This window comes from Streptomyces diversicolor, from assembly GCF_057537855.1.
The window spans coordinates 1-24,619 of sequence record NZ_BAAJXA010000055.1 but is presented as its reverse complement, the minus strand read 5'-3'; the positions used below and the strand labels follow the sequence as shown (position 1 = coordinate 24,619).

General features: G+C 69.8%; 22 protein-coding genes and 1 pseudogene. 9 read left to right on the top strand and 14 right to left on the bottom strand.

The features are described from left to right. Nucleotides 1-372 precede the first annotated feature (372 nt). Nucleotides 373-813: a hypothetical protein gene (locus AC27LF_RS40165; protein WP_479661321.1), complete on the bottom strand. Its 441-nt coding sequence runs from the start codon at nt 811-813 to the stop codon at nt 373-375. 168 nt (nt 814-981) lie between these two features. Between AC27LF_RS40165 and AC27LF_RS40160 the strand changes: the two genes are divergently transcribed. The 5 genes from AC27LF_RS40160 (at nt 982) to AC27LF_RS40140 (ending at nt 10,004) form a co-directional block, all read left to right on the top strand. After that, nucleotides 982-2,169, top strand: a complete 1,188-nt coding sequence (locus AC27LF_RS40160; RefSeq protein WP_479661347.1) for a PP2C family protein-serine/threonine phosphatase — start codon at nt 982-984, stop codon at nt 2,167-2,169. A gap of 62 nt (nt 2,170-2,231) precedes the next feature. Next, nucleotides 2,232-3,290, top strand: coding sequence for a hypothetical protein (locus tag AC27LF_RS40155; protein WP_479661320.1), 1,059 nt, complete (start codon nt 2,232-2,234; stop codon nt 3,288-3,290). A gap of 404 nt (nt 3,291-3,694) precedes the next feature. Beyond that, on the top strand, nt 3,695-8,842 hold the full coding sequence (locus AC27LF_RS40150) for a DUF6531 domain-containing protein (RefSeq protein WP_479661319.1): 5,148 nt from the start codon (nt 3,695-3,697) through the stop codon (nt 8,840-8,842). Nucleotides 8,843-8,864: 22 nt separating this feature from the next. Further along, nucleotides 8,865-9,254, top strand: a complete 390-nt coding sequence (locus tag AC27LF_RS40145; protein WP_479661318.1) for a protein kinase family protein — start codon at nt 8,865-8,867, stop codon at nt 9,252-9,254. A 330-nt stretch (nt 9,255-9,584) separates the two neighbouring features. Further along, nucleotides 9,585-10,004 carry a DUF7919 family protein gene (locus AC27LF_RS40140; protein ID WP_479661317.1) on the top strand — a complete coding sequence of 140 codons (420 nt, stop codon included), beginning with the start codon at nt 9,585-9,587 and terminating at the stop codon, nt 10,002-10,004. 162 nt (nt 10,005-10,166) lie between these two features. Here AC27LF_RS40140 and AC27LF_RS40135 read toward each other — a convergent pair whose 3' ends face one another. Next, on the bottom strand, nt 10,167-11,108 hold the full coding sequence (locus tag AC27LF_RS40135) for an AraC family transcriptional regulator (protein ID WP_479661316.1): 942 nt from the start codon (nt 11,106-11,108) through the stop codon (nt 10,167-10,169). Between the two features lie 72 nt (nt 11,109-11,180). On the opposite strand from AC27LF_RS40135, the gene AC27LF_RS40130 reads away from it, so the two are divergent. Further along, nucleotides 11,181-12,020 carry an SDR family oxidoreductase gene (locus AC27LF_RS40130; RefSeq protein ID WP_479661315.1) on the top strand — a complete coding sequence of 280 codons (840 nt, stop codon included), beginning with the start codon at nt 11,181-11,183 and terminating at the stop codon, nt 12,018-12,020. Between the two features lie 80 nt (nt 12,021-12,100). Here AC27LF_RS40130 and AC27LF_RS40125 read toward each other — a convergent pair whose 3' ends face one another. Further along, on the bottom strand, nt 12,101-12,232 hold the full coding sequence (locus tag AC27LF_RS40125) for a hypothetical protein (protein WP_479661314.1): 132 nt from the start codon (nt 12,230-12,232) through the stop codon (nt 12,101-12,103). Between the two features lie 83 nt (nt 12,233-12,315). Here AC27LF_RS40125 and AC27LF_RS40120 point away from each other — a divergent pair, with 83 nt between their 5' ends. Beyond that, on the top strand, nt 12,316-13,092 hold the full coding sequence (locus AC27LF_RS40120) for a polysaccharide deacetylase family protein (RefSeq protein WP_479661313.1): 777 nt from the start codon (nt 12,316-12,318) through the stop codon (nt 13,090-13,092). Nucleotides 13,093-13,183: 91 nt separating this feature from the next. Here AC27LF_RS40120 and AC27LF_RS40115 read toward each other — a convergent pair whose 3' ends face one another. Together AC27LF_RS40115 and AC27LF_RS40110 are read right to left on the bottom strand one after the other, a co-directional pair. Continuing rightward, a complete protein-coding gene (locus AC27LF_RS40115; protein WP_479661312.1) occupies nt 13,184-14,377 on the bottom strand; it encodes an HTTM domain-containing protein in 1,194 nt (397 codons plus the stop codon). Further along, nucleotides 14,374-14,967 (bottom strand): DUF5819 family protein, encoded by a 594-nt coding sequence (locus AC27LF_RS40110; RefSeq protein WP_479661311.1) that lies wholly within the window; start codon nt 14,965-14,967, stop codon nt 14,374-14,376. Before AC27LF_RS40110 ends, AC27LF_RS40115 begins: the two co-directional genes overlap by 4 nt. 591 nt (nt 14,968-15,558) lie before the next feature. Here AC27LF_RS40110 and AC27LF_RS40105 point away from each other — a divergent pair. Then, nucleotides 15,559-15,774 (top strand): type II toxin-antitoxin system HicB family antitoxin, encoded by a 216-nt coding sequence (locus AC27LF_RS40105; RefSeq protein WP_307620863.1) that lies wholly within the window; start codon nt 15,559-15,561, stop codon nt 15,772-15,774. Nucleotides 15,775-15,945: 171 nt separating this feature from the next. On the opposite strand, the gene AC27LF_RS40100 is transcribed toward AC27LF_RS40105, so the two are convergent. The 9 genes from AC27LF_RS40100 to AC27LF_RS40060 all read right to left on the bottom strand — a co-directional run bounded on the left by AC27LF_RS40100 (nt 15,946) and on the right by AC27LF_RS40060 (nt 24,120). Then, the gene (locus AC27LF_RS40100) at nt 15,946-16,389 is read right to left on the bottom strand and encodes a M20/M25/M40 family metallo-hydrolase (RefSeq protein ID WP_479661346.1); all 444 of its coding nucleotides are present in this window, start codon (nt 16,387-16,389) and stop codon (nt 15,946-15,948) included. A 276-nt stretch (nt 16,390-16,665) separates the two neighbouring features. Continuing rightward, on the bottom strand, nt 16,666-18,567 hold the full coding sequence (locus AC27LF_RS40095) for an ATP-binding cassette domain-containing protein (RefSeq protein ID WP_479661310.1): 1,902 nt from the start codon (nt 18,565-18,567) through the stop codon (nt 16,666-16,668). A 177-nt stretch (nt 18,568-18,744) separates the two neighbouring features. Next, a complete protein-coding gene (locus AC27LF_RS40090) occupies nt 18,745-19,164 on the bottom strand; it encodes a lasso peptide biosynthesis B2 protein (protein WP_479661309.1) in 420 nt (139 codons plus the stop codon). Continuing rightward, nucleotides 19,158-19,454 (bottom strand): PqqD family protein, encoded by a 297-nt coding sequence (locus tag AC27LF_RS40085; protein WP_479661308.1) that lies wholly within the window; start codon nt 19,452-19,454, stop codon nt 19,158-19,160. The genes AC27LF_RS40090 and AC27LF_RS40085 overlap by 7 nt, the downstream gene beginning before the upstream one ends. 169 nt (nt 19,455-19,623) lie before the next feature. Continuing rightward, nucleotides 19,624-21,195, bottom strand: a complete 1,572-nt coding sequence (locus AC27LF_RS40080; RefSeq protein WP_479661307.1) for an asparagine synthase-related protein — start codon at nt 21,193-21,195, stop codon at nt 19,624-19,626. A 98-nt stretch (nt 21,196-21,293) separates the two neighbouring features. Further along, complete coding sequence (locus tag AC27LF_RS40075) at nt 21,294-21,464, bottom strand: hypothetical protein (protein WP_479661306.1); 171 nt, start codon at nt 21,462-21,464, stop codon at nt 21,294-21,296. 137 nt (nt 21,465-21,601) lie between these two features. Continuing rightward, nucleotides 21,602-22,783: a M20 family metallopeptidase gene (locus AC27LF_RS40070; protein WP_479661305.1), complete on the bottom strand. Its 1,182-nt coding sequence runs from the start codon at nt 22,781-22,783 to the stop codon at nt 21,602-21,604. Nucleotides 22,784-22,799: 16 nt separating this feature from the next. Then, on the bottom strand, nt 22,800-23,582 hold the full coding sequence (locus AC27LF_RS40065; protein ID WP_479661304.1) for a helix-turn-helix domain-containing protein: 783 nt from the start codon (nt 23,580-23,582) through the stop codon (nt 22,800-22,802). Between the two features lie 118 nt (nt 23,583-23,700). Further along, nucleotides 23,701-24,120, bottom strand: a complete 420-nt coding sequence (locus AC27LF_RS40060) for a zinc-binding metallopeptidase family protein (protein WP_479661303.1) — start codon at nt 24,118-24,120, stop codon at nt 23,701-23,703. 186 nt (nt 24,121-24,306) lie between these two features. Between AC27LF_RS40060 and AC27LF_RS40055 the strand changes: the two are divergent. Next, nucleotides 24,307-24,619 (top strand): annotated as a pseudogene (locus AC27LF_RS40055) (hypothetical protein); the annotation flags it as partial.

Below are 24,619 nucleotides of genomic sequence, written 5' to 3'. Positions count from 1 at the left end.
CCGGCCGCACCGCGCCGCCGCGGCTTCGGCAGCGCTTGCCGGCCACCGGCCCGGCCCCGGTGGAGCCACCGGCCTCGGCGGCGGCACGGAGCCGCGCCCGGTGGCGGTGCCGGCGCACAGCGGTCCCGGCGCACAGCGGTCCCGGCGCACAGCGGTCCCGGCGCACAGCGGTCCCGGCGCGCGGCGGTCCCGGCCGCGGCCTCGCTGGGTGGTGGCCTTCGCCCGGTGTGGCCTCGCTCGGTGGCGGCCCCGCCGGGTGGTGGCCGTTGCTCGGTGGTGGCCCCGCTCGGCCGCGGCCTCGCCCGGTGGCGGCTTCGGCCGGTGGTCGCCTCCGCCTCACATCCCCGTTCCGGCCCCGTGCCGGAGGCGGGGTCAGCGGATTCTGTGGCCCTCCGCGTCCTCGTGGGTGTAGTAGCGGTAGAAGATCACGATGAAGATCACCGCGGCGACGGCCAGTGACATGCCGGTCGAGCGCAGCGCGGTCTCCCCGGACTGGCTGTACAGGAAGCCGAACGCGATGCCGCCGAACGCGGTCCACAGCAGCGCGTGCACCTCCCGCCGCATCCGCGGGGCCAACGCCTGCACGCCCAGGTACACCAGGACGAACACCAGCGCGGTCACGAAGCCGAACAGCAGGTTCCAGCCGGTGACGGGCCCGCCGTCGCGCCGGTTGGCCGCGGCCCAGTAGCCGTAGAGCAGCCCGAGCAGGACGGGGAACGCCAGCCGGGCCACCGCGTGGGTGCGCTCGTCGAAGACATCGGGTGTCCGGCGCTCGCGGGGCACGCCCCCGGACGCGGGTGCCGCATGAGCCATGAGAGCACTCCTCTCTCTCTTCTCTCTCTTCACCCCGAGGACACGCCCCCGGGGTTTCGCCCCGGGTTTCCCCCGGCTTCCAGCGCACACCTGGGGTCCGGCGGTGGCAAGTCGTGCGGCTCGGGTGCCCGGATGCGGGTGGTGCGCAGCCGTGCTTGTCTGAAGTCCATGAAGGGCGGGCCGCATGCCGTGACCGGCGACGACGAGGCCCCGCCGCGGCAACTGCTGCGGATTCACGGGCTCGGCGTCTCGTGGGTGGTGCCGCTCCTGCTGCTCGGCCTGATCGTCGTGGTCGACGTCAACACCACCGAGAAGTTCCGCATCATCTCCTGGATCGTCCTCGTACCGGGCACGGCCGCCGCGATCTGCGGGGTGTGGACCACGGCCGGGTTCGGGGTGCTCTCGCTGCTGGCGTACTTCCTCGTGGACGCCGCCTGGCCGAGCCACTACCAGGCCGGCCTGCCCGACTTCGTCCTGATCGCCCTCGGCGGGGTCCTCGCCACCCTGGCGTGCGCGGTCCGGCTGCGCACCGAACGCCTCATGCTGCACATGCGGGACGCCGTCGACACGACCCGCCGCACCGTGCTGCGCCAGCTGCCGCCGGCCTGGGCCGGCCTGGAGAACGCGGCCGTCTATCTGTCCGCGGACACGGACGCCCGCGTCGGCGGCGACTTCTACGACATCCAGCCCGGCCCCTACGGCCCCCGTGTCTTCGTCGGCGACGTCCAGGGCAAGGGCCTGGGCGCGGTGTCCACGGCCGTCGCACTGCTCGGCACCTTCCGGGAGGCCGCGTACCACGAGCGGGACCTCGCGGCCGTGGCCGCACTCCTGGAGACCCGGATGCTGCGCCACCGCCGGTACACGGCCGACCTGGGCCGCAAGGAGAGCGACCGGTTCGCCACCGCCGTACTGGTCGGCTTCCCCGTCCGCGAGTCGGGCTTCGTGGAGATCGTCAACTTCGGTCACGAGCCGCCGATGGCGGTCGCCCCCGGCGGGGTGCGGCTGCTCCCGCCCGGCGACGGCCTGCCGCTCGGCATGGGCGAGTTCGCGGACGGACCGCCGCGGGCGCACCGGGTGGCGCTGGGCGCCGGGGAGACCCTGCTGCTCGTCACCGACGGGGTGACCGAGGCCAGGGACGGGACCGGTGGGTTCTATCCGCTGGCGAAGGAGGTGATCCGGGCGGTGGCCGCGGACCCGCGCACGGCCGAGCCGGCCCGGCTGGTGGCCCTGGTGCGGGCCGGCACGCTCCGCCACACCGGTGGTCATCTCGCGGACGACACCACGGTTTTCGCGGTACGGCGGGTGATGGGCTGGACCCCCGCCGAGATTCCCGTACGGGGACGTTTGCGCTCCTGAGGCCCTTCTGCGCACCAGCAGCGGTTACCGTGCTGCCCTAGGTGATCGACAGGGGAGGGACGATGCCCGGAACCGTGCTGCTGCTCGCGGCCTCGCCGATGGGCCGGGGCCGCCTGGTCGACGCGGCGTCCGTGCTCCCTGTCCTCGCGGCCGTCGCACCCGATGTGCTGGCGGGCACGGACACCGCGAACGTGGTCGAACTCGCCGATCCGCTGGACCCGCAGGCCGTACTGACCCGGCTGCGCGCCGCCGCGGCGGCCCCCGGCCCGCTGACCGTGTTCGTCACCGGCCAGCTCCAGCTCGACCGGCGCCAGCGCCTGCCGCATCTGGCGCTGGCCCGCACCACCGCGGCGACCGTCCGCTACACCGCCTTCCCCTGGCACTGGATCCGCGAGGAGCTGCGGCTGCGGCCGTCCGGCGCGACCACCCTCGTCGTCGATCTGCACGCGGACGCCGAAACCTGGCAGCACCTGCACAGCACGCCGCTCGACTCGGGCCGCAACAACCCGGTCTACGGCCGGATAGCGCCGCCACCGGCCCGCCGCACCGTCGCCGTGCCGTCGTACATGAAGGCGGTGGCGACGGTGCTGCGCAGTGGGCGCCGGCCGCCGCTGGAGCAGTTGCACCAGCAGGTGGTGGCCCGGCTGGGCGAGGAGGCGGCCGGCAACATCCTGCTGGCCGCGCCCGCACCGGCGGGCGGTGATCCGCACGCCGCGATCGCCGCCGCCGTGCAGGCGGGCCGGCACGCCGAGGCGGACGCGCTGGCCGCGCGGTGGGAGCAGGCCGCGGTGCGCGCGCACGGCCCGGGTGCCGAGGACGCGCTGCACTGGGCCGAGGTCCGCGCGGACCTCGCGATGTTCGCGGGCGACGCGGTGCGCAGCTGCCGCACCTGGCTGACCGTGGCCGGGGCCCGGCTGGCCGCCGGGCAGCCCGCCGACGCGCCCGCGGTGGAGGCGGCCGTGGACCGGGCGCACCACCAGTGGGGCCGCATCGCCGACGCGGCCCACGCCCGGGAACTCGGCCCCACGCTCGCGGACCTGCGCCGCCGCGTCCCGGGCCGCAGACAGGGCGCCCTTGACCATGTCCAGCAGCATCTCCAACAACTGCAGGCGACCCGGTAACGGCCTCGGCCCGGCGTCACCGTCCGCCGGGCGCGGGGCCCTTGGAGCATGATCACGCCATTTTGGGCACCCTTGCGTTCCTTGAGCACCCTTTGATCAGGGTGTTCGAGATCGGAAGGCCCCTGTCCAACCCGGCCCATCGGCCATACCCGCTCGTCCGGGTTTTTCCGCACCCCACGCAACCAAAGATCAACCTGACACTTCGTTCACGGTTTTCACACAAGGGGTGCACAGTGTTCTTACAGGTGCGAAGAGCGATCATCGCCCTGCTGTCCTTGGCCTTGTTGGCCATCGCGGGCGTCTTACCGGCCTCGGCTCTCCCGAGTCGATCCGCCTCCGCTCAGAGCCTGGTTCAACAGCCCACTGCACGTACGGCAGCGGACCTTCCCAAGCCGCCCAAGGCGATGACCCTGGCCGAGCGGCGCAAGCAAGTGAAGCAGGGGCGGGACGAACTGTCCCCCATGCGCGGCTATGCGCATCGATCCGCAGACAAGCCGAAGGGCAAGCCGCACGGCCACCCTGACCGGGATGCCGCCAAGAGTGGTCCCGCCGCGCAGGAAACCGTGACGACGCTCGCAGCGGCGCCCCCGGATCCGGCCTGGGTGACGGCCTACGCGACCGCGTATCCCGCCTACCTGTCGATCGGCGGTCAGCTGAAGTTCTCCTCGGGCACCGCCTCCTCGTACTCCGGGCTCTGGCTCTACGTGATGGACGAGGCCGGCAATTTCGTCTACGACCAGGAAATCAGCAAGGCCACCGGCGATCCGACGGGTAAGTTCCTGGAGAACGGGGCCTGGTGTTACGGCTGGTGGGCGGGCAACTCCTACCCGGCGGACCAGTGCTTCTGGTGGAGTTCGAACCAACTGGGGGGCCATCTCCAGGACGGCAAGAAGTACTACGCCTGGATCTTCCTGAAGGGCACGGACGGCACCTGGAGTTCCAACGGAGCCACCTCCTCACTGGTGGAGGCGTTCTACACGCCGGGTATCCCCGGTGCTCAGGCGGGCCTCTGCACCTGCTACGCACAGGCGCACCGTGCGGACCCGGTCAGCACGGCCACCGGAATGTTCTTCGAGCAGCTCACCGACGCCCAGATGGCCGGCGTCGGCAAGCAGCTGTCCCTGGAGCGCACCTACCGCTCCGACTCCACCACGACGGGGCTGCTTGGCCGCGGCTGGGCGACGCCGTTCGACTCGAAGCTGACGATCGCCGGCAGCACGGTGACGTACCAGGCAGACGACGGTGCGAAGTTCGTCTTCACGCAGGCGAGCGACGGCACGTACACCGCTCCGGCAGGTTCGGCCGCGAAGCTGGTCAAAGGCAGCAGCACCTACACCCTCACCACCCTCGACCACACCAAGCGCACGTTCAACGGTACGGGTCAACTGACGTCGGTGGTCGACAAGGCGGGTCAGGGACTGACCCTGACCTACACCTCCGGCAAGCTGACCTCGGTCAAGGACGCCGCCGGCCGCACCACCAACTTCACGCTGAACACCGACGGCTTGATCACCAAGGTGGCCCTTCCGGACTCCACGTCGGTCTCCTACGGCTACACAAGCGGCCTGCTGACCTCGGTCACGGATCCGGCAGGCAAGACCTCCTCGTACGCGTACAACACGGACAAGCGGCTGTCCTCGTACACCGATCCGGCCGGTGGCAAGGTCTCCAACACGTATGACACGAACGGCCGGATCAAGTCCCAGACCGACCAGAACGACAAGACCACGAACTTCACCTGGGACGGCAGCCGCGAGTCGCACACCACGGCCCCCGACGGCGGGGTATGGACGGATGTCTACTCGGGCAACGTGCTGCTGGAGAGCATCGACCCGTACGGCAAGACCGTCTCCTACGACTACGACCGGCACCTGCGCCCGGTCGACATCACCGACCAGCGTGGCAACACCACGTCGATGACATACGACAGCGCTGGGCACATGCTCTCCCGCAGTTCCCCGTCTTCGCTCGGCTACTCCGAGAGCTGGACCTACGACACCGCGGGCAACATCCTCAGCCACACCGACGGCCGCACGTACAAGACGCAGTACGGGTACAACACGGCCAACCAGCTGATCTCCAGCACCGATCCGCTCGGCGGGAGGACGACGTACACGTACACGGCGCAAGGCGCCCTGCAGACCGTCACCACGCCGCGCGGGAACAAGACGACATACGGCTACGACGCGGCCGGCAACCGGACGTCGGTAACGAGCCCGTTGGGTGAGAAGACCACCTTCACCTACGACGCCGCAGGCCGCATGCTGTCCATGACCAGCCCGCGCGGCAATGTCTCCGGCGCCGACCCGGCCTCCTACACCACCAAGTACGCCTACGACGGGCGCGGGGTGCTGAAGTCCGCCACCGACCCGCTGGGACGCACCACCGGCTACGAGTACAACGGCGCCGAGCAGTTGACGTCCGTCAAGAACCCGGCGGGCAGTGTCACCCGCTACGAGTACGACGACGCCGGCAACCTCACCAAGACCACAGACGCGGCCGGAGAGTCGGTCACCCGGACCTTCGACGCATACGGCAATGTCACCTCGGAGACCGACCCGCTGGGCAACAAGACGACCTGGAAGTACGACAAGCTCGGTCGGCTGATCAGCGCTGTCTCCGCGCGCGGCAACGTCTCCGGAGCCAACCCGGCCGCTTACACGACGAGTTACGCGTACGACGCCGCCGGCAACCGCACGAAGGTCACCGATCCGAGCGGAGCGTCGGTAACCACCGAGTACGACGCCGTGAACCGGCCCGTCAAAGTCACCGACGCGCTGAACAAGTCGACCCTCTACGAGTACGACGCCAATGACAACGTCACGAAGGTCACCGACCCGCTCACCAAGACCGTCTTGTCGGCCTACGACAAGAACAACCGGCTGAGCAGCACCACCGACCAACTCGGCAGAAAGACCACCTACGCCTACGACGCCGACGGAAACATGCTCAGCAGCACATCACCGCTGGGCAACAAGGAGAGCAGGACCTACGACGCCGACGGCCGGCTGAGCTCGTCCACCGACCCCCGGGGCAACGCACCCGGAGCCAGTCCGGACGAGTACACCACCTGGTACGAGTACAACGCCGACGGCTACCAGAAGACGGTCATCGACTCCTACGGCGCGACCTCGTACACCTACTACGACGCGAACGGGAACACCACCCGGGTCGACGACCCCGACGGCCGGGTCACCACCTACCGCTACGACGATCTCGACCGGCTGACCAAGGTGAACGCCTTCGATGGCGGCACCACTTCGTACACGTACGACGCGGTCGGCAACGTCAAAGAGCGCACCGACGCGAACAACCACACCACCACCTACGGCTATGACGCGGCCCACCGTCCGGCATCCGTCACCGACCCCCTGAACCGCGTGACCTCGTACGCGTACGACGCGGACGGCAATCGGATCCGTACGACCACCCCGCGTGGCACGACCACCCTCACCTACGATGCGCGGAACCTGCTCTCCAAGACCGACTACTCCGATTCCACGCCGGACGTCACCTACGGTTATGACGCCGCCGGTCGGCTCACCTCACGCGCCAACAGCTCCCTCTCCGAGGACTTCGTCTACGACGCGGCCGGCAACCTCAAGAAGACCCGCGGCTTCTCCTACACCTACGACGCCGCAGGCCAGCTCCTCACCCGAACCCTCGCCGACGGCAACACCGTCAGCTACACCTACGACGGCGACGGCCGCACCACGACGATGGCGGCCGACTCCACCACCACCAAGTACGCCTACGACGCGGCGGGGAACCTCACCCTCACCACCCTGCCGAACACCGAGACCGAGAGCCGCACCTACGATCGCGACGGCCGCCTGACCGCAGTCACCTCCGCGAAGGCCGGCGCCACCGTCACCAGCACCTCCCGCGGTCTGTCCCCCGGCGGCCTGCCGATCAGCGTCTACGTCTCGCGCGCCGGTGTGGGAGGAGGCGGCTGGGACCTGACCTACGACGGCGTCGGCCGCCTGACGTCCAGTTGCGCCCCGCAGCCCACCGATGTGGGATGCCCCGCCTCCCGCGCCACCACGTACACCTACGACGAGGTCGGCAACCGGCTCACCTCGACGCTCGGCACGACGACCACAAGCTACAGCTACGACGCCGCCGACCAGCTGACGTCCACCACCACCGGCAGCACGACAACCGCCTACGCGTACGACGGCGAGGGCAACCAGACCAAGGCCGGCGCCGACACCTACACCTACGACCTGGCCGGACAGATCTCGGCCGCCACCGTCGCAGGCACCGACTACACCTACACCCACGATGCCGGCGGCAACCAGCTCACCGCCGGTAAGGCCGGATCGGTCCTCAACCGCACCGAGTGGGACCCCAACGCTCCGTTACCGATGCTGGCCACCGAGTACGACAGCGTGGGAGCGGTCAAGCAGTCCTACCGCTACGATCCGCTCGGCCAGCCCGCCGCCACGAAGTCCGGCTCCGGCGCCCTCTTCTACTACCACCACGACACCCAGGGCTCCCCGGTCGACGTCACCGGCAGCACCGGCACCCTCTATCAGCGCTGGACCTACGACCCCTACGGCACCCGCAGTCTCAACACCGTCACCAGCGGAGCCCCTGCCGGCACCCCGTCCTACACGGGCGCCCGGCACGAGACCACCACCGGCAATCTCGATCTGCACGCCCGGCAGTACGACACCGCTACCGGCCGCTTCAACCGCCCCGACCCGGCCACCCGCGACCTGTCCACGCCGTACGTCTCGGCATACGCCTACGCCGACGACGCCCCCACCCTGTACACCGACCGGAGCGGCCTGACACCCGTGCCGGGCGACAACGGCAACGGCAAGGTCGACAGCCTCGGCGAAGGCCTGAAGATCTTCGGTGACGGTTTCCTCCAGGGTCTGAAGGCCCCCTTCGAATTCCTCGGCGACGCCCATGACGCGGTCACCGGCCAGAACGGCGGCGCCGGCGCTTTCCTCGACAAGTACCTCCCGGTCCGTCCCGCCTACCGGCTCTACCGCGCCGAGAACATGCTCCGTCAACAGGGCTGCGACGCGCTCGCAGATCTGTACGCCGACGCAGCGGACGAACTCGCTCAGCAACTGGCTGCCACCGGAGTCGGAGGACTCACAGGATGGCGGCGGAGTGTGTACGAGTCCGAGACATCTGTTCTCGGTTCCGAAGGGCTGCCGGGGAAGTCCAAGTCCACTGGCGGAAGCCTCTTCTACCACGGGTCCGACGTGAAGTCGCTGGTCGATATCCTCAACAACGGACTAGACGCGACCAAGGCGGCCGCAGGATACACTGACGGGCCGGGAGGTTTCTTCGTCGCCACTCATTTCTACGATGCTGAATTCTTCGCCATCCGAAAGGGGCGGGGTGGAATCATCAAGGTCAAGATCAAGGACAGCGCGATGAGCAGGCTTGAGGAGGCCGGAGCCGTCACCCGGAAGATTCCGAAGTCTCCGAGTTCGCCGAATTTCCAGGGGTATGAGTTCCATATTCCTTCATCGGCGTTCGATCTCTTCAATCAGCTGAGGCGGAGTGGTGACATTGAGATATCACCCTGATGACATCGCTGAAATCGACGTCATGGATTACCTGATGAGGAATGAGAGCCGGTTCTTCTGCTCAGGTGTCTATGACGGGGTCGAGTTGGCGGGAATGATCGCTACCGAGGCGGTGATTCTGGGTGCCGTGAAAGTACAGATCCAGTCTGACGGGGAATGGCTTACCGTGTCCGCGGATCGGGACTGGCTGGAAACCTGTGAGTACGAGGCGTTCCACGCGGTCACACCGTTCCCGGAAGCCGGAGCCAACAGCATGCTGGCAGAGGTTCTGGCCTTCGCCTTTTCGGTGGGTGTGACTACTGCCACGCGCAACGGGACGAAGGTGATTAAAGGGAGAGGTGCCTCTCCTGCAGGCCCGGTTGGTCAAGACACAGCCAGGCAAGTTTCCTTCAGCCGCCAGCGCGAAATCTGAACCCTCGAAGGAGTGAGTACGCGGCCGCATGACTACGCCTGGCGCATGCGGCCGTGCACGCCTGGCACGCGCCTTCTGGGCGATGTCATACAGCACGGCCGGAGACAAGGCTGGCGAACCGGCCCTCGGCGGCGACGCGGGAGTCATGGAGATAGCGGGTGTGCTCGTGCCGGTCGGCGGCGACGGAGACGACCTCAGGATGATGAGCGGATCGATCACGGTGAGCAGGGACACTCACTCTGCTCAGCGAGATCCTCAAACCCAACATGGGCCCGGTCCATCTGGCGATCTGCCGGAAGCACTGCGACCCACGGCGCTGAGGAGCACCACATGACGTACTACCCCGACCTCTCCCTGTACTCCTACTGTCAGTCGTCGCGCGACATGCTTAATGTCGGATGGCTTTCGACGCAGCACCCGTACCCCAAGGGAGTCGTCGACGACCGCGTGGTAACCGCTCTGAAGACCCTCTCCATCGACTACGAGAATCAGATGCGTGGCATCCACTTCTGTGAGTTCTGCGATGCCGACCGACCTGTCGTTTTCGGGGGGCCGACCGGAGAGATGAAAGTCTGGCTCGGTTCAGCGGAAATCCGTGTAGAAGGAGAGGATGGAACCTGCTACGCCGCGCCGAACCTGGTGATCCACTACATCACGGAGCATCAATACTGCCCGCCTGAGGAGTTCTGCCGGGCGGCAGTGCGGGCCGTGGGGTTCGAAACGGCCGGGGAACTGACACTGGCCGAGTAGCGTAACCGTTTTCCTCCTGGCTCGGGTGGCACACCTTCGGCAGGCGGAAGCGGGCAGCCATCACGGCCTTCTGCCGGTTATGTGTAGCCTGAGGGCTGCGTGGGCCGAGGGCGCCACAGACGAGAGAGCCGGCTCTTCCGCTCAGGTGCGTGCCGTTCTTCATCATTCACCCGTTTTGGGCGGGGGAACGCGCCGGGTGGTGGCGTAGCGGCCCGGGGGGAGGCCGGTGGTGCGGCGGAAGGCGTTGCTGAAGGCGCTCGCCGATCCGTATCCCACGGCGTGGGCGATCTTGGTGAGGGTCTGGTCGCCGCGGAGGAGCGCGTCCTTGGCCAGGGCCATGCGCCAGGCCAGCAGATAGTCCATGGGTGTGGTGCCGACCCGCTCGGTGAAGCGTTCCGCGAACACCGAGCGCGACATGTGCGCCGTCGCCGCCAGTTCGGCCACGGTCCACGGACGGCGGACGTCGGCGTGCAGGGCGTGCAGCGCGGCTGAGATCTGCGGGTCGGCCAAGCCGCTGAGCAGGCCCTCGGAATGGATTCCCGGACCCGAAGTGCCATGGCCGCGCAGTGCCTCGACGAGCATGACCTCGACCAGGCGCGGCAGGACGTAGCCGGTGCCGGGACGGTCCGAGGCGGCCTCGTCGGCGATCAGGTCGAGGAGATGCGAGATGCGTCCGGTGCCGGGGTCCGTGCCCCGGCAGTGGATCCTGCCCGGCATCAGGGCGCGCAGCAGGTGGCCGTTGGGCGCGTCGATCTGGAAGTGGCCGCCGACCAGTTGGCAGGTGGGCCCGGCTCCGGCGCCGACGGTGACCGCGTTGTCGGGGGCCTGGGCCATCAGCGCCTCACCGTCCATGGGTGGGGTGTCCGGGTCGCCGGCGAAGGTGAAGGCGGACGACGGTCCGGAGAGCAGGAGGAAGTCTCCCTGGGCCAGTTCGAGTGCGGGGCCGCAGCCGAGGAGGAGACAGTGGCCGCGTGTCACCGTCCCGAAGGTGATGTCGCCGTTGGCGGGGAACCGGATCGCCCACCGGTCAGCGCCCTCGATCCGTTTCCACAGGACCGCATGAGGGCGGATCAGGCGCATCAGGTCGGCCAGAGGGTCGGTCATGTCGGACGCTCGCTCATCATCGACGGACTATCGATGATAGACAGTCCTGCGGTGTCGCCGCACCCTGGAGACATGACTGATCAACAGCGCAAGACGGTTCTGGTGACGGGCGGCTCATCCGGTTTCGGCAGGGCGGCGCTCGCGTCGTTCCTGGCGCAGGGGTGGAACGTGGCCGCCACCGCGAGGCGCCCTGAGGCCCGGCGGTCGGCGGAACCCGCCGAGAACCTGCTGGTCTGCGCCATGGACGTACGGGATGCCGACTCCGTCACCGCCGCGGTCGAGCGGACGGTCGAGCGGTTCGGCCGGCTGGACTGCGTGGTCAACAACGCGGGGGCCGGGCTGTTCTCGGTCTTCGAGGCCACACCCATGGCGGCCGTGAGGGACCTGTTCGAGACCAATGTCTTCGGCATGATGCGGGTCACCCAGGCGGCGCTGCCGTACTTCGCGGCGCGGGGCGGGGGCCGTGTGGTCAATGTGTCCTCGGGCTCCGGCATCGTGCCCGAGCCGCTGATGTCGGTCTATGCCGCGACCAAGTTCGCCGTCGAGGGCTTCACCGAATCCCTCCGCCATGAACTCGCCCTCCGCAATGTCGTGGTCAAGCTTGTCGAGCCGGGCCTGGTGCCGGACACCAACTTCGTCCAGCGCACGGCCGAGACCTCCCAGGCGGTGCCCGTCCCGCCCGCCTACGAAGGCTACGTACGCCGCGTCATGGCCCGGTTTCAGCAGGATTCTCCCTACCGGCTGGCAACGGAGAGCACGGTGGCCGACGCCATCGTCACCGCGGCCTCGGACGACACGACGCGGCTTCGCTATGTGGTCGGCGAGGACACCGAGGTGGCGGCGGCGATGCGCCGCGAGACCTCGGAGAAGGAGTACGACGCCTGGGCGCTGTCGAAGTACTCCGTCGGCTGACGGCGTCATATACACCGTCGGCTGACGGCACAGGGTCATGTACTCCGTCGGCTGACGGCGCAGGGCCATGCGGTCGCGGCTCACTTGCCGGCCGGCGTGACGAGGACGGGGACCGACATGGCGAGCACGTCGTTGATGCCGTGGACGACGACGCCGGGCAACATCGAGCCGGTGCGCCGCGGCAGCAGCGCGTTGGTGGCGCCGCAGCTCACTTGAAACGTGGTGCATCCGCGTGTCCTGCCTCACCATCGAGGCCGCTGGGCAACCCTTCCGGTGCTGACGTCCTCTCCTTGAGATGAAGATCCTGAAAAGGCGGCATCACCTGCTCATACTCATGACCCTGGCCGTGGTGACGGCCGTGACGGTGACCGTCGTCATGGTCATCCAGGCGTACACGATGGACACGCTCTCCCCGCGCGAAGAACGCGACAGGGCCCCGTCGGGAGCACCCGTACCGTCGGGGCAGCCGGACTGCCGGAAGGCCAGGTGCATCGCGCTCACCTTCGACGGCAACCCGGGCGAACCCACCGACCGGCTGATGGACCTCCTGAAGGAGTACGAGGCGCCGTCGACGTTCTTCCTTGAGGGCCGGCGCATCCACAGCTTCCCGGATGTGGTGCGCCGGATCGCCGAGGACGGCCACGAGATCGGGGACCACACCTGGACGCACGCGGTGCTGACCGATGTCTCCGATGCGCAGATCCGCGACGAGCTGCGCCGCACGGCACGGGCCGTCTCCGCCCTCACCGGCAGCGAGCCGACGCTGATGCGCCCGCCCCAGGGCCGTACCGACGACCGTGTCTCCAAGGTCTCGAAGGAACTGGGGATGGCGCAGGTGCTGTGGACGGTGACCGCGAAGGACTACGAGACGAACGACACCGCGCTGATCACCGAGCGGGTGCTCGACGGCGCCGGCCGCGACGGGATCATCCTGCTCCACCCGCTGCACAAGGGCACCGTGCCCGCCATGCCGTCCATCCTGAAGGCGCTCAGCAAGCAGGGTTACACCTTCGTGACCGTCTCCCAGCTGCTCGCCCCGGCCAAGCCCGAGCCGGGCAAGATCTACAAATGACCGGCTGGGCGACCATCTCAGGCCGAGCCGGGCACCTGGCACACGATCAGGACGGCGGGCCGTGCCTGTCGCAGCCACACCCAGGACCGGGTCACGTCGACTGCTCCGCTCTGGAGGGCATCTGTGGTGTCGGTGGCGTGGGGCGTCTTCGGGGGAGCGTACGGGACACGCGGGCGCCCGCGCCGCGCAGGAGTGCGGTGGGGAGGAAGATCGCGTCGGCCGCGATCATCGCCAGTGCGAAGAACGGCAGGCCGAGGACGATTCCGATGCCCGCGTGCATGGACATCATGATCGCGACCATGATGGTTCTCAGGCGGCTGTTGAAAAGGGTGAAGGGAAAGGCGACTTCGACGATCACCGTGCCGTAGGTCAGCAGCAGGACGACCAGACTGTTGCGGGCGATGGCGTGGGACACCGCGGGCCACGGGGTGACGTCGCCGGTGTGCAGCACGTAGTAGAGCGCCGTTCCGTCCTGCCAGAAGGAGCCCTGGATCTTGTACCAGCCGGAGGCCGCGTAGATCAGGCACACCTGGGCCGCGATGACGAACATCGCGCCCGCGTGCACCACGTTGCCGACCATCTCCATGACGGCGCGGGGCTCTCCGGGGCAGTGGCGCCGCACCAGCCACCACGCCAGTTGCACGAGGGCGAAGCCCCACAGCAACAGCGCCCAGCCGGTGGCCAGTTCACCCAGCCCGGTGGCCACCGCGAGCACGGCGGTGAGGAAGACCCACAGCACGATCCCCACCACGTCCCGGTCACCGTCGCGGCCGTGTGCGGCCCGTCGCGCGTCCAGCGACCAGACCCGGCCGCAGCGGGTGAACACCAGGTAGATCGCCATGAGATGGAGGACGTTGTCGCCGCCGTCCCCCATGAAGGGGTTGCGGTTCTGCAGCGCCAGCACACCGATCATGAAGAGCAGCGAGGCGGTACGGGTACGCCACCCGAGGAGCAGCATCACCGACGCGGCGATCCCCGCCCCGTAGACGATCTCGAACCACCATCGGCTGTCCTGCCACAGGAGCACGGTGAACGCCTGGTTGGTCGCGTTCCATTCGCGGGCCATGGCCCAGTTCCACGCGCTGTCCGCCCCGTACAGCCCGTCACGGTGCACCCACTCGCGCAGCAGCACGGCGAGCCAGGCGAACGCGAAGCCGATGCGAGCGACGGCCGACTGGTACGGCGCGACGGCATCGCTCGTGATACGCGCGACACCTCGCCGGACGGCGGCGCCGAAGCGGCGCGACAGCCGGGCGGACGCGGACGGTGGTGCGTGTGCGGTCACTTGAAGTCCTCCGCCGTGACGGGCCACCACGGCTGGATCTCATAGCCGGTCCGTGTGTCGGCCTTCCGATCGCTCCACGGGGGCTCTCCCACCGGGGTGTTGGCCGAGCGCACCTGGATGAACCGCACGGTGCCGCCGTCGACCTCCGGTCCCAGACGATGGGCGGCGATACGCAGCACGTACTGCCGCATCAGCTCCCCGTACAGACCGACCGGGCGGCCCTCGTTGTCGAGCGAGTCGGCGAAGTAGGCCCAGGCGTGCGGAAGTTCGTCCTGGTGCGCGTGGCTGGGCAGGAGATGGTGGGTGATCTGCTGCTGATCCCTCGCGGTCAGGTCCACCCAGCCGGTGTCGGTGAGACGTCCGCCCGGCGGCTGGACTTTCGCGCGAGCCTGGACATGGGTGTTCACCGATTGCGGATCGGGGGCGAACAGCTTCCATTCCTGTACGAGTTCGGGGGAGACGTACGTGTCGATGTCCGCGGCGTGCCGCTGGGAGAAGGAGTTCGAGGGGGCGTTGTAGAGGAAGAGCAGCGCGAAGTGCGCGGTGGCCGCGACCACGACCCCCACCACCGCGAGCGCGATGATGGTCACCGACACAGGGGAGAGACCGTGCTTACGGCTCGCCCTGTGGACAGGGTCCGAGGACGATTCGGTGCGGTGGCGCACGCTTCCCGTAGCTTCTCCGGTCGGCGCGCGCCTGTCACTTCTGGGCCGCATGCCTCACCCCACGTTGCCCCCGGGGACGTTGCCTTGCGCGCCGCATGGCGCGTTGCCCTGGACGCGGGCGGGGGCGCGTCACCTGGAACTCCGCCCGCCGCGTCATCCCGGCGGCGAACAGAAGGCTGGAAGCGCCCCGTGTCTTCATCGTCCCTCGGGTCGGCCGGAGTGTCGACCGGGGACGGCCCGGCCGCGGCCTACGGTGCCCGTCGGGGTCACTGAGCGCTGTGGGTGCGCAGGAACCGGTGAAGGATCAACTTGAGGGTCGGCAGTTGCTCGGCCGGCGCGAACGACGGGTCGGTGGCAGTGGTCGTGCAGAGCGAAGCGATCAGCGCGAGGACCCACGACGCGGAGGCGGGGCCCAGCCCTGGCGGGCGGCTTCCGGCAGGTCAACGCACGTACCGGTAAGGGTGACGGTAGGGAAGGCCGCTGTCCGGGGAGGGCGGTACGTGCCAGACTGGCGGCATGGCTGACGCACTGCACCTGACCGCCGCGATCACTCACGAAGGTGAGTGGTACGTGGCCCGCTGCCTCCAGGTCGAGGTCACTTCCCAGGGCGAGACCATTGAGGAATCCCTGGAGAATCTGCGCGAGGCGCTGGAGCTTTACTTCGAGGACGCTCCCGCGCCCGAGGTCACCGACGTGATCACCGCCCCTGTCGAAGTGCGGCGCGTCGCATGAGCCCCGCCGTTCCCATGGGCCTCTCCACCGCAGCCTCGCGCCCGGCACCCTCCGCTCCATCCTTCGCCAAGCCGACTGGACCGTCGACGACCTCGAAGAGCACCTGAAGTAGCACTGTGCACGAGGCTCCGACGGCGGTACCGAGGGCAGCCGGAGCCGATCGGGGGAGCCTCAGGGCGGCGACAGGAAGGCCAGGGCCGCCGCGACCAGGGTTTGGGTGCCGGGGGTGATCGTGGAGAGGTCCGGGGTGAAGCGGGGGCTGTGGTTGCTGGGGACGGACTGGAACTTCTCCGCGAAGTCCGTGCCGGGTGCCTGGTCCCAGACCTCGGCGGGGGTGGTCGTCACGAACCAGTACGCGTACGGGATCGAGCCGAGCGCCAGTCGGCCGAAGTCCTCGCTGCCCATCGCCGGGCCCGGGTCGAACACCCGCTCAGGGCCGAACATCTCCCCGTGCACGGCGGCCACCTTGCGGCCCGCGGCCAGCACGGCGGCGGCCCCGGCCGGCCAGGTGACGTGCAGGTCGTGACCGCAGGCGTGCATGACGCCGTCCGTCTGCGACGCGTGCGGCAGTCCGGTCTCCTCCTGGACGGGCAGCGCGTCCATGTCGGCCCGCAGCAGTACGGCGACAGCTCCGGATGACTGTGCAGGTCCCGGTAGAAGTCCTCCGGACTACGAGGTGATCGGCCGGGACTGGGTGATCCAGACGCACCTGGACGGATGTCCGCGCCCCAGAGCGTCAGGGGGTATACCCGCGTACGGCCTGTCACCGAGCCCCGGCTTCAGACCGGAGACCGCTGGACCGTTCACTAGGCAAGTCAGTTGTCGGGAGGCCTGTTGTCGGGTCACCAGGTGTTCATCTGGAGCCGAGTGAAGGGTTGGATCTGACTCGGGCTATGTCCGATCTTCCTGGAGCTTGAGCATCTCGAAGAAGATCGAGGCCGCCCCCTGGCTGGTGAGCTCGTCGTACGTACCTGTCTCCGCGATCCGCCCCTGATCGAGGACGATGATGCGGTCAGCGAGGCGGGTGTTGGCCAGACGGTGGGTGATGAAGACCGCGGCCCGGCCGTCGGCGAGGGCCTTGAGCCGAGTGTAAATCCGGTGCTCGGCGCGGGCATCCAGGGCGGCGGTCGGCTCGTCCATCACGAGGACGGGGGCGTCGCGATGGAAGGCGCGAGCGACGGCGACGCGCTGCCACTGCCCGCCGGACAGGTCGTGTCCTCCCCACCAGGAGCGGGCCAGCGAGGTGTCCAGCCCGTGGGGCAGGGCGGCGACGACACTGTCGGCGCCGGCCGCCTCAGCCGCGGCGTGCACGGCGGTGTCGCCTTCCGGGCGGGGCTGGCCGAGGGTGATGTTCTCGCGAGCCGCGAGTGGCCAGCGGGTGTAGTCCTGCGGCACGAGTGCCACCTTGGCGAGCACCCCGGCCGGGTCGGCGTCCGCCAGGTCCAGCCCGTCCCACCGCACCGAACCGCTGGTGGGCAGGAAGAGGCCGGTCAGGATGCGAGCGAGGGTGCTCTTGCCGGCGCCGTTCTCGCCAACCAGGGCGATGACCTCGCCGCGCTTCAGGTCCAGGTTGATGCCGTCGAGCGCGGGGGTGTCGGCGCCGGGGTAGGTGAAGGAGACGTTCGTGACGGTGATCATCTGCGGCCCGTCCTTGGCGACCGGGGCCGAGCCACGGCGGGTTGTCCACGGCTTGGCCACGGCGAGGAACCGGGCCCAGTCGTCCAGGGACAGCGAGGTACGGAACAGCCGGGCCCCCGCCCGGACCGTGGTGGCCAGCGCGGCGCCGGACGTCCGTACGGCCAGGGCGGCGGTCCCCGCCGCGGCGAGCTCCATTCGGCCACTCGCCACCAGGAGAACGAGCACGCCCCAGGTCGCGGCGGTGCCAACTGCGGTGAGTGCGTCACCGATTCCCTGCACCACCAGGGCCTGCCGCGTCGCCCGGAGCTGTTCGGCCTCCAGGCGGCCGGAGACGATGCGGTACTGGCGGATCAGGAAGCCGGCCATGGTGCCCGCCCGGACCTCATCAGCAGTGGTTCGCTCCGTGGTGTACGAGCGGAAGACGTTCCGCAGCCGGGAGTCGGCGATGTTGCGGTGGTGGGCGGCGTGCTCGATCCGCGCACCACGCACAGCGCCCCAGGCACACGGGATGACGGAGGCGAGGAGCAAGGGCAGCATCACCGGGTGCAGAAGGGTGACGACCGTCGCCGCGGCGGCCATCTGCGCCGCCGCGGACGTGAGGAGCTGGGCGTCGAGGATGAGGTCACCGGTCTTCTCCGCCCCGTCGGAGGCGGCGGCGTGGGCATCCTCGAAGTCCGGCTCCTCGTACGCGACGAGCTCGGCGGAGGTCGCCGCGGTGATGACCTCAAGGTCCGCTTCGCGCACAGCCTTCGGCGCGAGCCGGGCGGCGGACGCGCGGGCCGCGGCGTCCAGCAGGTAGCGGCCGGAAGCAGCGAGGGCGAGGACCACCACAGCGGTCAGGTTGTCCCGCAGCCCGGTGGCGATGTCGGGTCCGGTGAAGACGGCGGCCAGCACGCGGGTGGTGGCCGCGAGCGCCGTCGCGGTGAGCACGGCGGCGCCGATCTGACAGATCAGCAGGGACAGGACGGCACGGCGGTCGGTGCGCCAGCCGAGCCGGGCCGCCTCGGCGAGGGTGTGGGGCATCCGGCGCGCTATCGCGGCGGTCGGCAGGTTGACGCTTGCCTCGAAGTGCCGGTCGGAGGCCAGGCGCATGACCGGCGGCCGGCCTGCGGAGGCGACGGGTGGGGAGGATCCGGAAGAACTCACGAGGCCCATCAGGGAGCTGAACGAGCGGGCAGGGCAACGGGATTGTTCTGGCAGACCCGCGTCGCTGCTGGTCGACCGGCCGTTGCCGTCAGCCACCCCATGCGGTTTTCATCCGATCGAGTGAAAGTCGTGGTCCGGGGTGGGGAGGCTTGGGCCAGCCCCGGACCACGGCAGCCCAGGGCCTCTCTACGGCGTGGCAAGGACCGGCGCCCAGGGCCGGTCGACGGCGTCTCCGACGTCCCGGCCGACCGCGCCCTCGGGGACCTCTGCCCACGCGTGCGCAGCGTGGGGCCTGAAGCGGGCGCCGTGTACCCAGCGGGCCTGGCGGCCGGTGAGAGCGCTCGCGATGACGGTGGCGAGACTGATCTCCATGCACGCGATCCGGCCCGGCCACCACGCCGGGATCACCGCCTGCACCGCGGTGTGGAGGGCTTCGAGGCGCGCCAGACGCGCGTACGGCAGGCCGCGCAGCAGCCGCACGGCGGCGAGCTTCCAGCGCAGCGGCAACGGACTCACCGCCAGGGAGAGCGTCAGCGCGACGGCGGCCACCAACCGGGCACGCCGTGGAACGGTGGGCCGGGCGGCGGGGACCATGACCGTCACCATCGCCACCACCTTCGCGGTGCTCGCCGGGGCCGATCGGTATCGACGAGCACGCCGGCAGCCACCAACCCGTCGACGAACGCGGCAATCTGGCCGCTGACCTGCTGTGGGTCCTGGCCGGTGGGGACGGCGATCTCGTCGGCAAGCCCGGCGGTGCCACCGCGGACGGTGATCGCGTGCCAGATCCGGGAGGCGTCCTGATCGAGCATCAGCCACGTCTCCCGCTTCACATCGATCACCGCCGTGCCGTCCGGCCCCGTGTTGTGGTGAACGTGGCGGGCGGGGATCAGCACGCCGCCACCTCCCTCCCGGTCGTCTGGCCACTTAGCCACCAGCACGTCACGATCAGCTGGTGGAGGTCGGCGATCACCGTGGCGCTCTGCCCTCGGGCCGCCTGAGCCAGCGAGGCTCGGACGGCCGCTGGGTCGACCAGCCCGCCGACCGCGAGCGGACTGGAAGCGATCAACTCGTCGAGCCGATCCCGGTGCCGGGCCAGTCCGGCGATGCGCTGGGCGGTGAACGACCCTTCGAGCGGCGGGAGGTCAGCCACTCCGGAAGCTGTGGCAGCGCAGCCCGCAGCAGCGGTTTGTAGGCCACCAGCCCGCGCCGGGCGAGGGCCGGGACGGCGAACGCGGCGCGGACGACCTGATTGTCCAGGTACGGATGCACCGGCCGGACGCCGAGGGCGTGACCGTACGGCGCCCAGCCGCGGGCTGAGGCGCCGACCGACCGCAGGGCGGCCCACTGGTCGAACTCGTCCGCCAGCTCGGTCTGCTGGTCGAGGGCGGCCTGCCGCAGCAGGGCTGCGACCTGGTGGCGGCCGTAGCCGGTGAGCCAGGACGCACCGGCCCCCAGGCGGCACCACGACCAGCCGGCCACAGCGGCCTCCGGCGTGATCGGCCCGCGCTCCAGGGCCTCCGCCGCGCGTTCCAGGGAACCGCTCCGGCCCAGATCGGCGGCCTGTTTGAGGGCCTTCCAGTACGGGCCGGGTGCGGTGTTGCGCAGCCGGGCGAACGCCACGACCTGGCGATGGGCCTCACGGCGTCGGCCGTCCTGGAGAAGCCGCACCCAGCAGGAGCTGGAGGCATCCAGCACGATGTCCCCGCCATGCCCGGTCAGATGCAGCGGCAGCCCGCGCACCGGGTGCAGATACGAGGCGTCCATGGCGAACATCGCTGCCTCCAGCACCGGCTCCACCCCCGTCGGCTGCCCGGCTGGGAAGGAGAACGGCAACTGCTCGTCGGCACCAAGGTCGACCGTGTGCGCGATCCCGGTGTACTCGGCAACGCGGGAAGCGAACGCCATGTCCTCCCCGCTGGTGTACCCGTCCGTGTACGTCACCGCGTGCACGTCTCCGGCGTCGCCGGCCAGGACGACGGCCGCCGAGGAGTCCAGCCCGCCGGACAGGTCCGCCCCCACCACCCCGCCGGCAGCACGGACCCGGTGCTGGACAGCCTCAGTGAGCACCTGCCCGAACCGGTCGGCACCCTCGCCAAGCTCGTCTACCGGCTCGACGCCGGAGATGTCGATGAGCTGCGGCGGCGCTCCCGGCGCGAGCAGCAGCCCGAACCCGCCGGGCACCAGCCGAATCCCCTCGTACGGGCTGCGGTGCGGCCAGTGATGCTCACCCACCGTCAGGCGTGCCATCAGCCAGGGCACATCCGGCACCAGCGGGTGCCCCAAGAGACGAGCCTCGGTCGCCCACGCCGCCTCTTCGTCGCCGCGCAGCGTGTAGTACACGGCCCGGACACCGGCCAGGTCGCCGCACACGAACCGCTGCCGCCCATCACTCGCGACCACCCAGTACGAGCCAGGCCACCGGGTCAGGCAGCCCCACCGGCCCACCCGTACGGCCGCGAGCGCGGCGTGCCGCTCCTGCTCGCTCGCCGGGCAGTCGCCCACGACCGCGAGGGTAACCGGCCCCTCGGCGACCGCCTGTACCCGCGTGCCCGGAGCCCGGCGGACGTCGCCGAGCCCGTCGATCGCCAATCCGTCCACGGCGGTACTGCCGCCGGTCATCCACTCCCGTTCCATCCGTCCGCCTCCCCTTTCGATCAGCCCTGTGACGCGCCCCGGGGCCGGCCGTCGTACGGGCCGGCCCGGGGCGCTCGGTTCAGGTCCTGCGGGCTGTGTCAGCCCTCGAAGTAGTTCGACTTGTCCGAGTCGTTGAACGTCTGGCGGCCCAGGGTGAGGGTCGCCACCGGGTGGGTGCTGATCTGCGGCGCGAAGCCGCCCGTGTTCGGCGCCGCGGCGGGCTTGTCCTCGACGGCGGGCTGGATGGTGACGATGGTCTGCTCGGCCATGACCGGCCTCCCTTGTCATCGGTGGATGTGAGGTGGTGCTGCCTCTATGTCACCGCGACCGAAGATCTGTTCCCAGAGATGGAGTTGGGGACTTGCTGGGAGCGGATCTGGGAGAAGACTGGGACGTGTCTGGGACGTCAGCCCCCAAGGAGGTCGAGCACGGCTCGCTGGTAGACGGTGTACACCGTGGGCAGTTCGGCGAGGTTCGCGCGCTCGTCGATGCCGTGCAGCCCCTCGTACGGCACCCCGAATCCGGCCGTGGCCCGGATGCCCTCGCCGGCGAGCAGGTTGCCGATGTTCGACGGCCCCGCAGTCTTCGCCCGCACCGTCAGCCCCGCCTCGGCGGCAGCGTTCAGCAGAGCGGCGGCCGGCTGCTCGTCCTCAGCCACGCGGAAGGGTGGCCACGTGGCGACGGGGGTGATCTCGGTGGGCGTCGGGGCGGGCAGTGCCGCGTCGAGTTCGGCGACGGCCTTGCGGACGAGCGTCTCGGCGTCGTGGGCGTCGAACGTCGGGGTGGTACGGATGTCGACGTTGAGGTCGCACCGGTCCGGGGTGACGGAGAAGCCCTGGCCGCTGTGGAAGGACGTGACCGACAGTTTCGGCGGCAGCGGAAAGGCCGAGGCTCCGTCGACGCCGGGCAGGTCGGCGGCGTCCAGCAGGCGTACGAGGTGGGCGGCGCGGGAGATGGCGCCGACCACGGTCTTGCTGGACCCGGAGTGCCCGGAGGGGGCGTGCACAGCGATGGCGGCCCGCCACAGGCCCCGGCCGCCGACCACGACCTCGGCCAGCCCGGGGTAGCCGATCATCACCCCGGCCGGGCGAGCCGCGGCCGGGTCGGCGAGGTAGGCGCGAGCGCCGCCGAAACCGCCGGTGTGCTCATCGACGTCCAGGAGCACGGCGAGTCCGCCATGCAGGTCAGCGGCGCGGGGCAGCAGGTCGGCGGCGATGTGGCAGAACATCGCGGCGGCGAGCTTGGAGTCGGACGAGCCACGGCCGCGCAGCCATCCGTCCACGATGTCGCCGGAGTCCGGCGGGAAGGACCAGGCGGTCTCGTCGCCGTACGGGGCGGTGTCCACGCAGGCATCCAGCGTCCACCACTGCCCTGGCCGACCTCCGGTGATCTCCACGAGCAGCCCCACCAGCTCACCTGCGTCGTCATGCAGACGGCGGTGCGGCACGGAACGGTCGGTGAGCCAGTCCTCCAGCACCCCGAGGACCGGTCCGTAACCGTCGATCCCGGCTCGGCTCGGCCGCCGGATCAGTTCCTGGGCGAGCTCGATCACGGACGCCATCCGAACCTGTTGAAGGTTCTCGCTCACGCTTCTCCCCACCACATCAGTTGCGCCGTACCGGCAGCGCGCGGACGGCCTCGATCGTCTCCACCGGCCGCGAGGACGCGCACGCCTCCCGCCCATGCTGCACCAGTCCGACGGCCGCCTCCCGGCTGAGTAACACGCCACAGTCGAACCCCTCGGCACCATGGAACGAGGGAAGCGGCACCACCGCGGCGGTCTCGGAGGCGACGAAGAAGCGTTCCAGCGCCTCGGTGGGCTCCACCATCCCGATGTGCAGTGTCTTGACGCCGTTACGACGGGCGGACGGATCGCGCAGCTCCAGCAGCCGCAGCAGGTGGTCGGCCAGCACGCGGTGCCGCGGCGGCCCGTACAGCACCCGGTAGTGGACCAGGTCCGGATGCTGGGCCACGGCGGTCTCGATCGCCGCCAGGTACGCCTTCTCCCGCGACCGGGAGCCGGTGACGACCAGGTGCTCGCGCGCCCCGGCGGCGACGTCCACCATCGCCTCGATCAGGTCGGTCCAGCGGGTGAGCACCTTGACCACCACCGCGGTGCCGGAGGACTCCAGCACGCTGGTGGCCTCCGCGCCGTCCTGATGGGCGAACAGCACCTCCGGGCGCTCACGGTACAGCTGGCACAGCCCGGCCCGGTTCCGCTTGCCGGTCCGCCGCCGACCGGACTCCCACGCGCTCATCAGACTCGCGTCCGACGCGCCTCCGGTGATCGCGTTCAGGGCGTCGGCTGCCTCCTCCAGCGTCATGTTCCGCGCCACCCTGGCCCGCTTGAGTGCCGAATCCACACCGTTGGCCGCGGCCACGGACACCGCCCCCTCCCCCATTCGCCGGCGTGTACGCGCAGTCTTCCCCGCGCAGCGGCCGTTCAGCGTCGGGGCGTCAGGCTGCGGCTGCCGGAATGGCGGCCGTCGACGGTCTGGCGCCGCCTCAGGGCGGCGACAGGAAGGCCAGGGCCCCCGCGACCAGGGTTTGTGTGCCGGGGGCGATCGTGGAGAGGTCCGGGGTGAAGTGGGGGCTGTGGTTGCTGGGGACTGACTGGAACTTCTCCGTGAAGTCCGTGCCGGGTGCCTGGTCCCAGACCTCGGCGGGGGTGGTCGTCACGAACCAGTACGCGTAGGGGATCGAGCCGAGCGCCAGCCGGCCGAAGTCCTCGCTGCCCATCGCCGGGCCCGGGTCGAACACCCGCTCCGCGCCGAACATCTCCCCGTGCACCGCGGCCACCTTGCGGTCGGTCTCCGCGTCGTTCACGGTGACCGGGAAGCTGTCCCCCAGCGTCACCTCGGGCTCCCGCGGGCAGCCCGCGGCCACGCACTCCCCGTGCGCGATGCGCCGGATCGCGGCCAGCATCCGCTCCCGTACCTCCTCGGACTGGGTCCGCAGGACTCACAGGAACCTCAAACGGTGGTCACAGATTGGCTAAAGATGATCTCCATTGTGTGAACGGTTTGTGATCAGATGCTCACGACCTGTTCCATCTAGGCGCAGCCTCTCCACATCCGAGAGGCTGGCATGCCCATGACCTAAGGAGATCCCATGCGCCGCAGAGCCAACGCCACTCTCATCGCCCTCGCCATCGCAGCAGGATCTGTCATGTTCAGCGCGCCGGTCGCCTCGGCCGCCACGCACTGCGACAGCTCCGGCTACACCTCCATCGGCGAGCCCATCGAACGGTGCACCACTCTGTCCAACGGCGTCCTGGTCGTCCACCAGGCTTCGAACGGCGTCGTCAGCACCGCGTACGACAAGACAGGCGGATCTACCATCTCCGCCCAGCTTGGTTACTCGCGCGGGGGAACCAACCACTGGGCCAGCGCCGTCTCCATCAGCGCGGGCCAGAAGAAGAGTA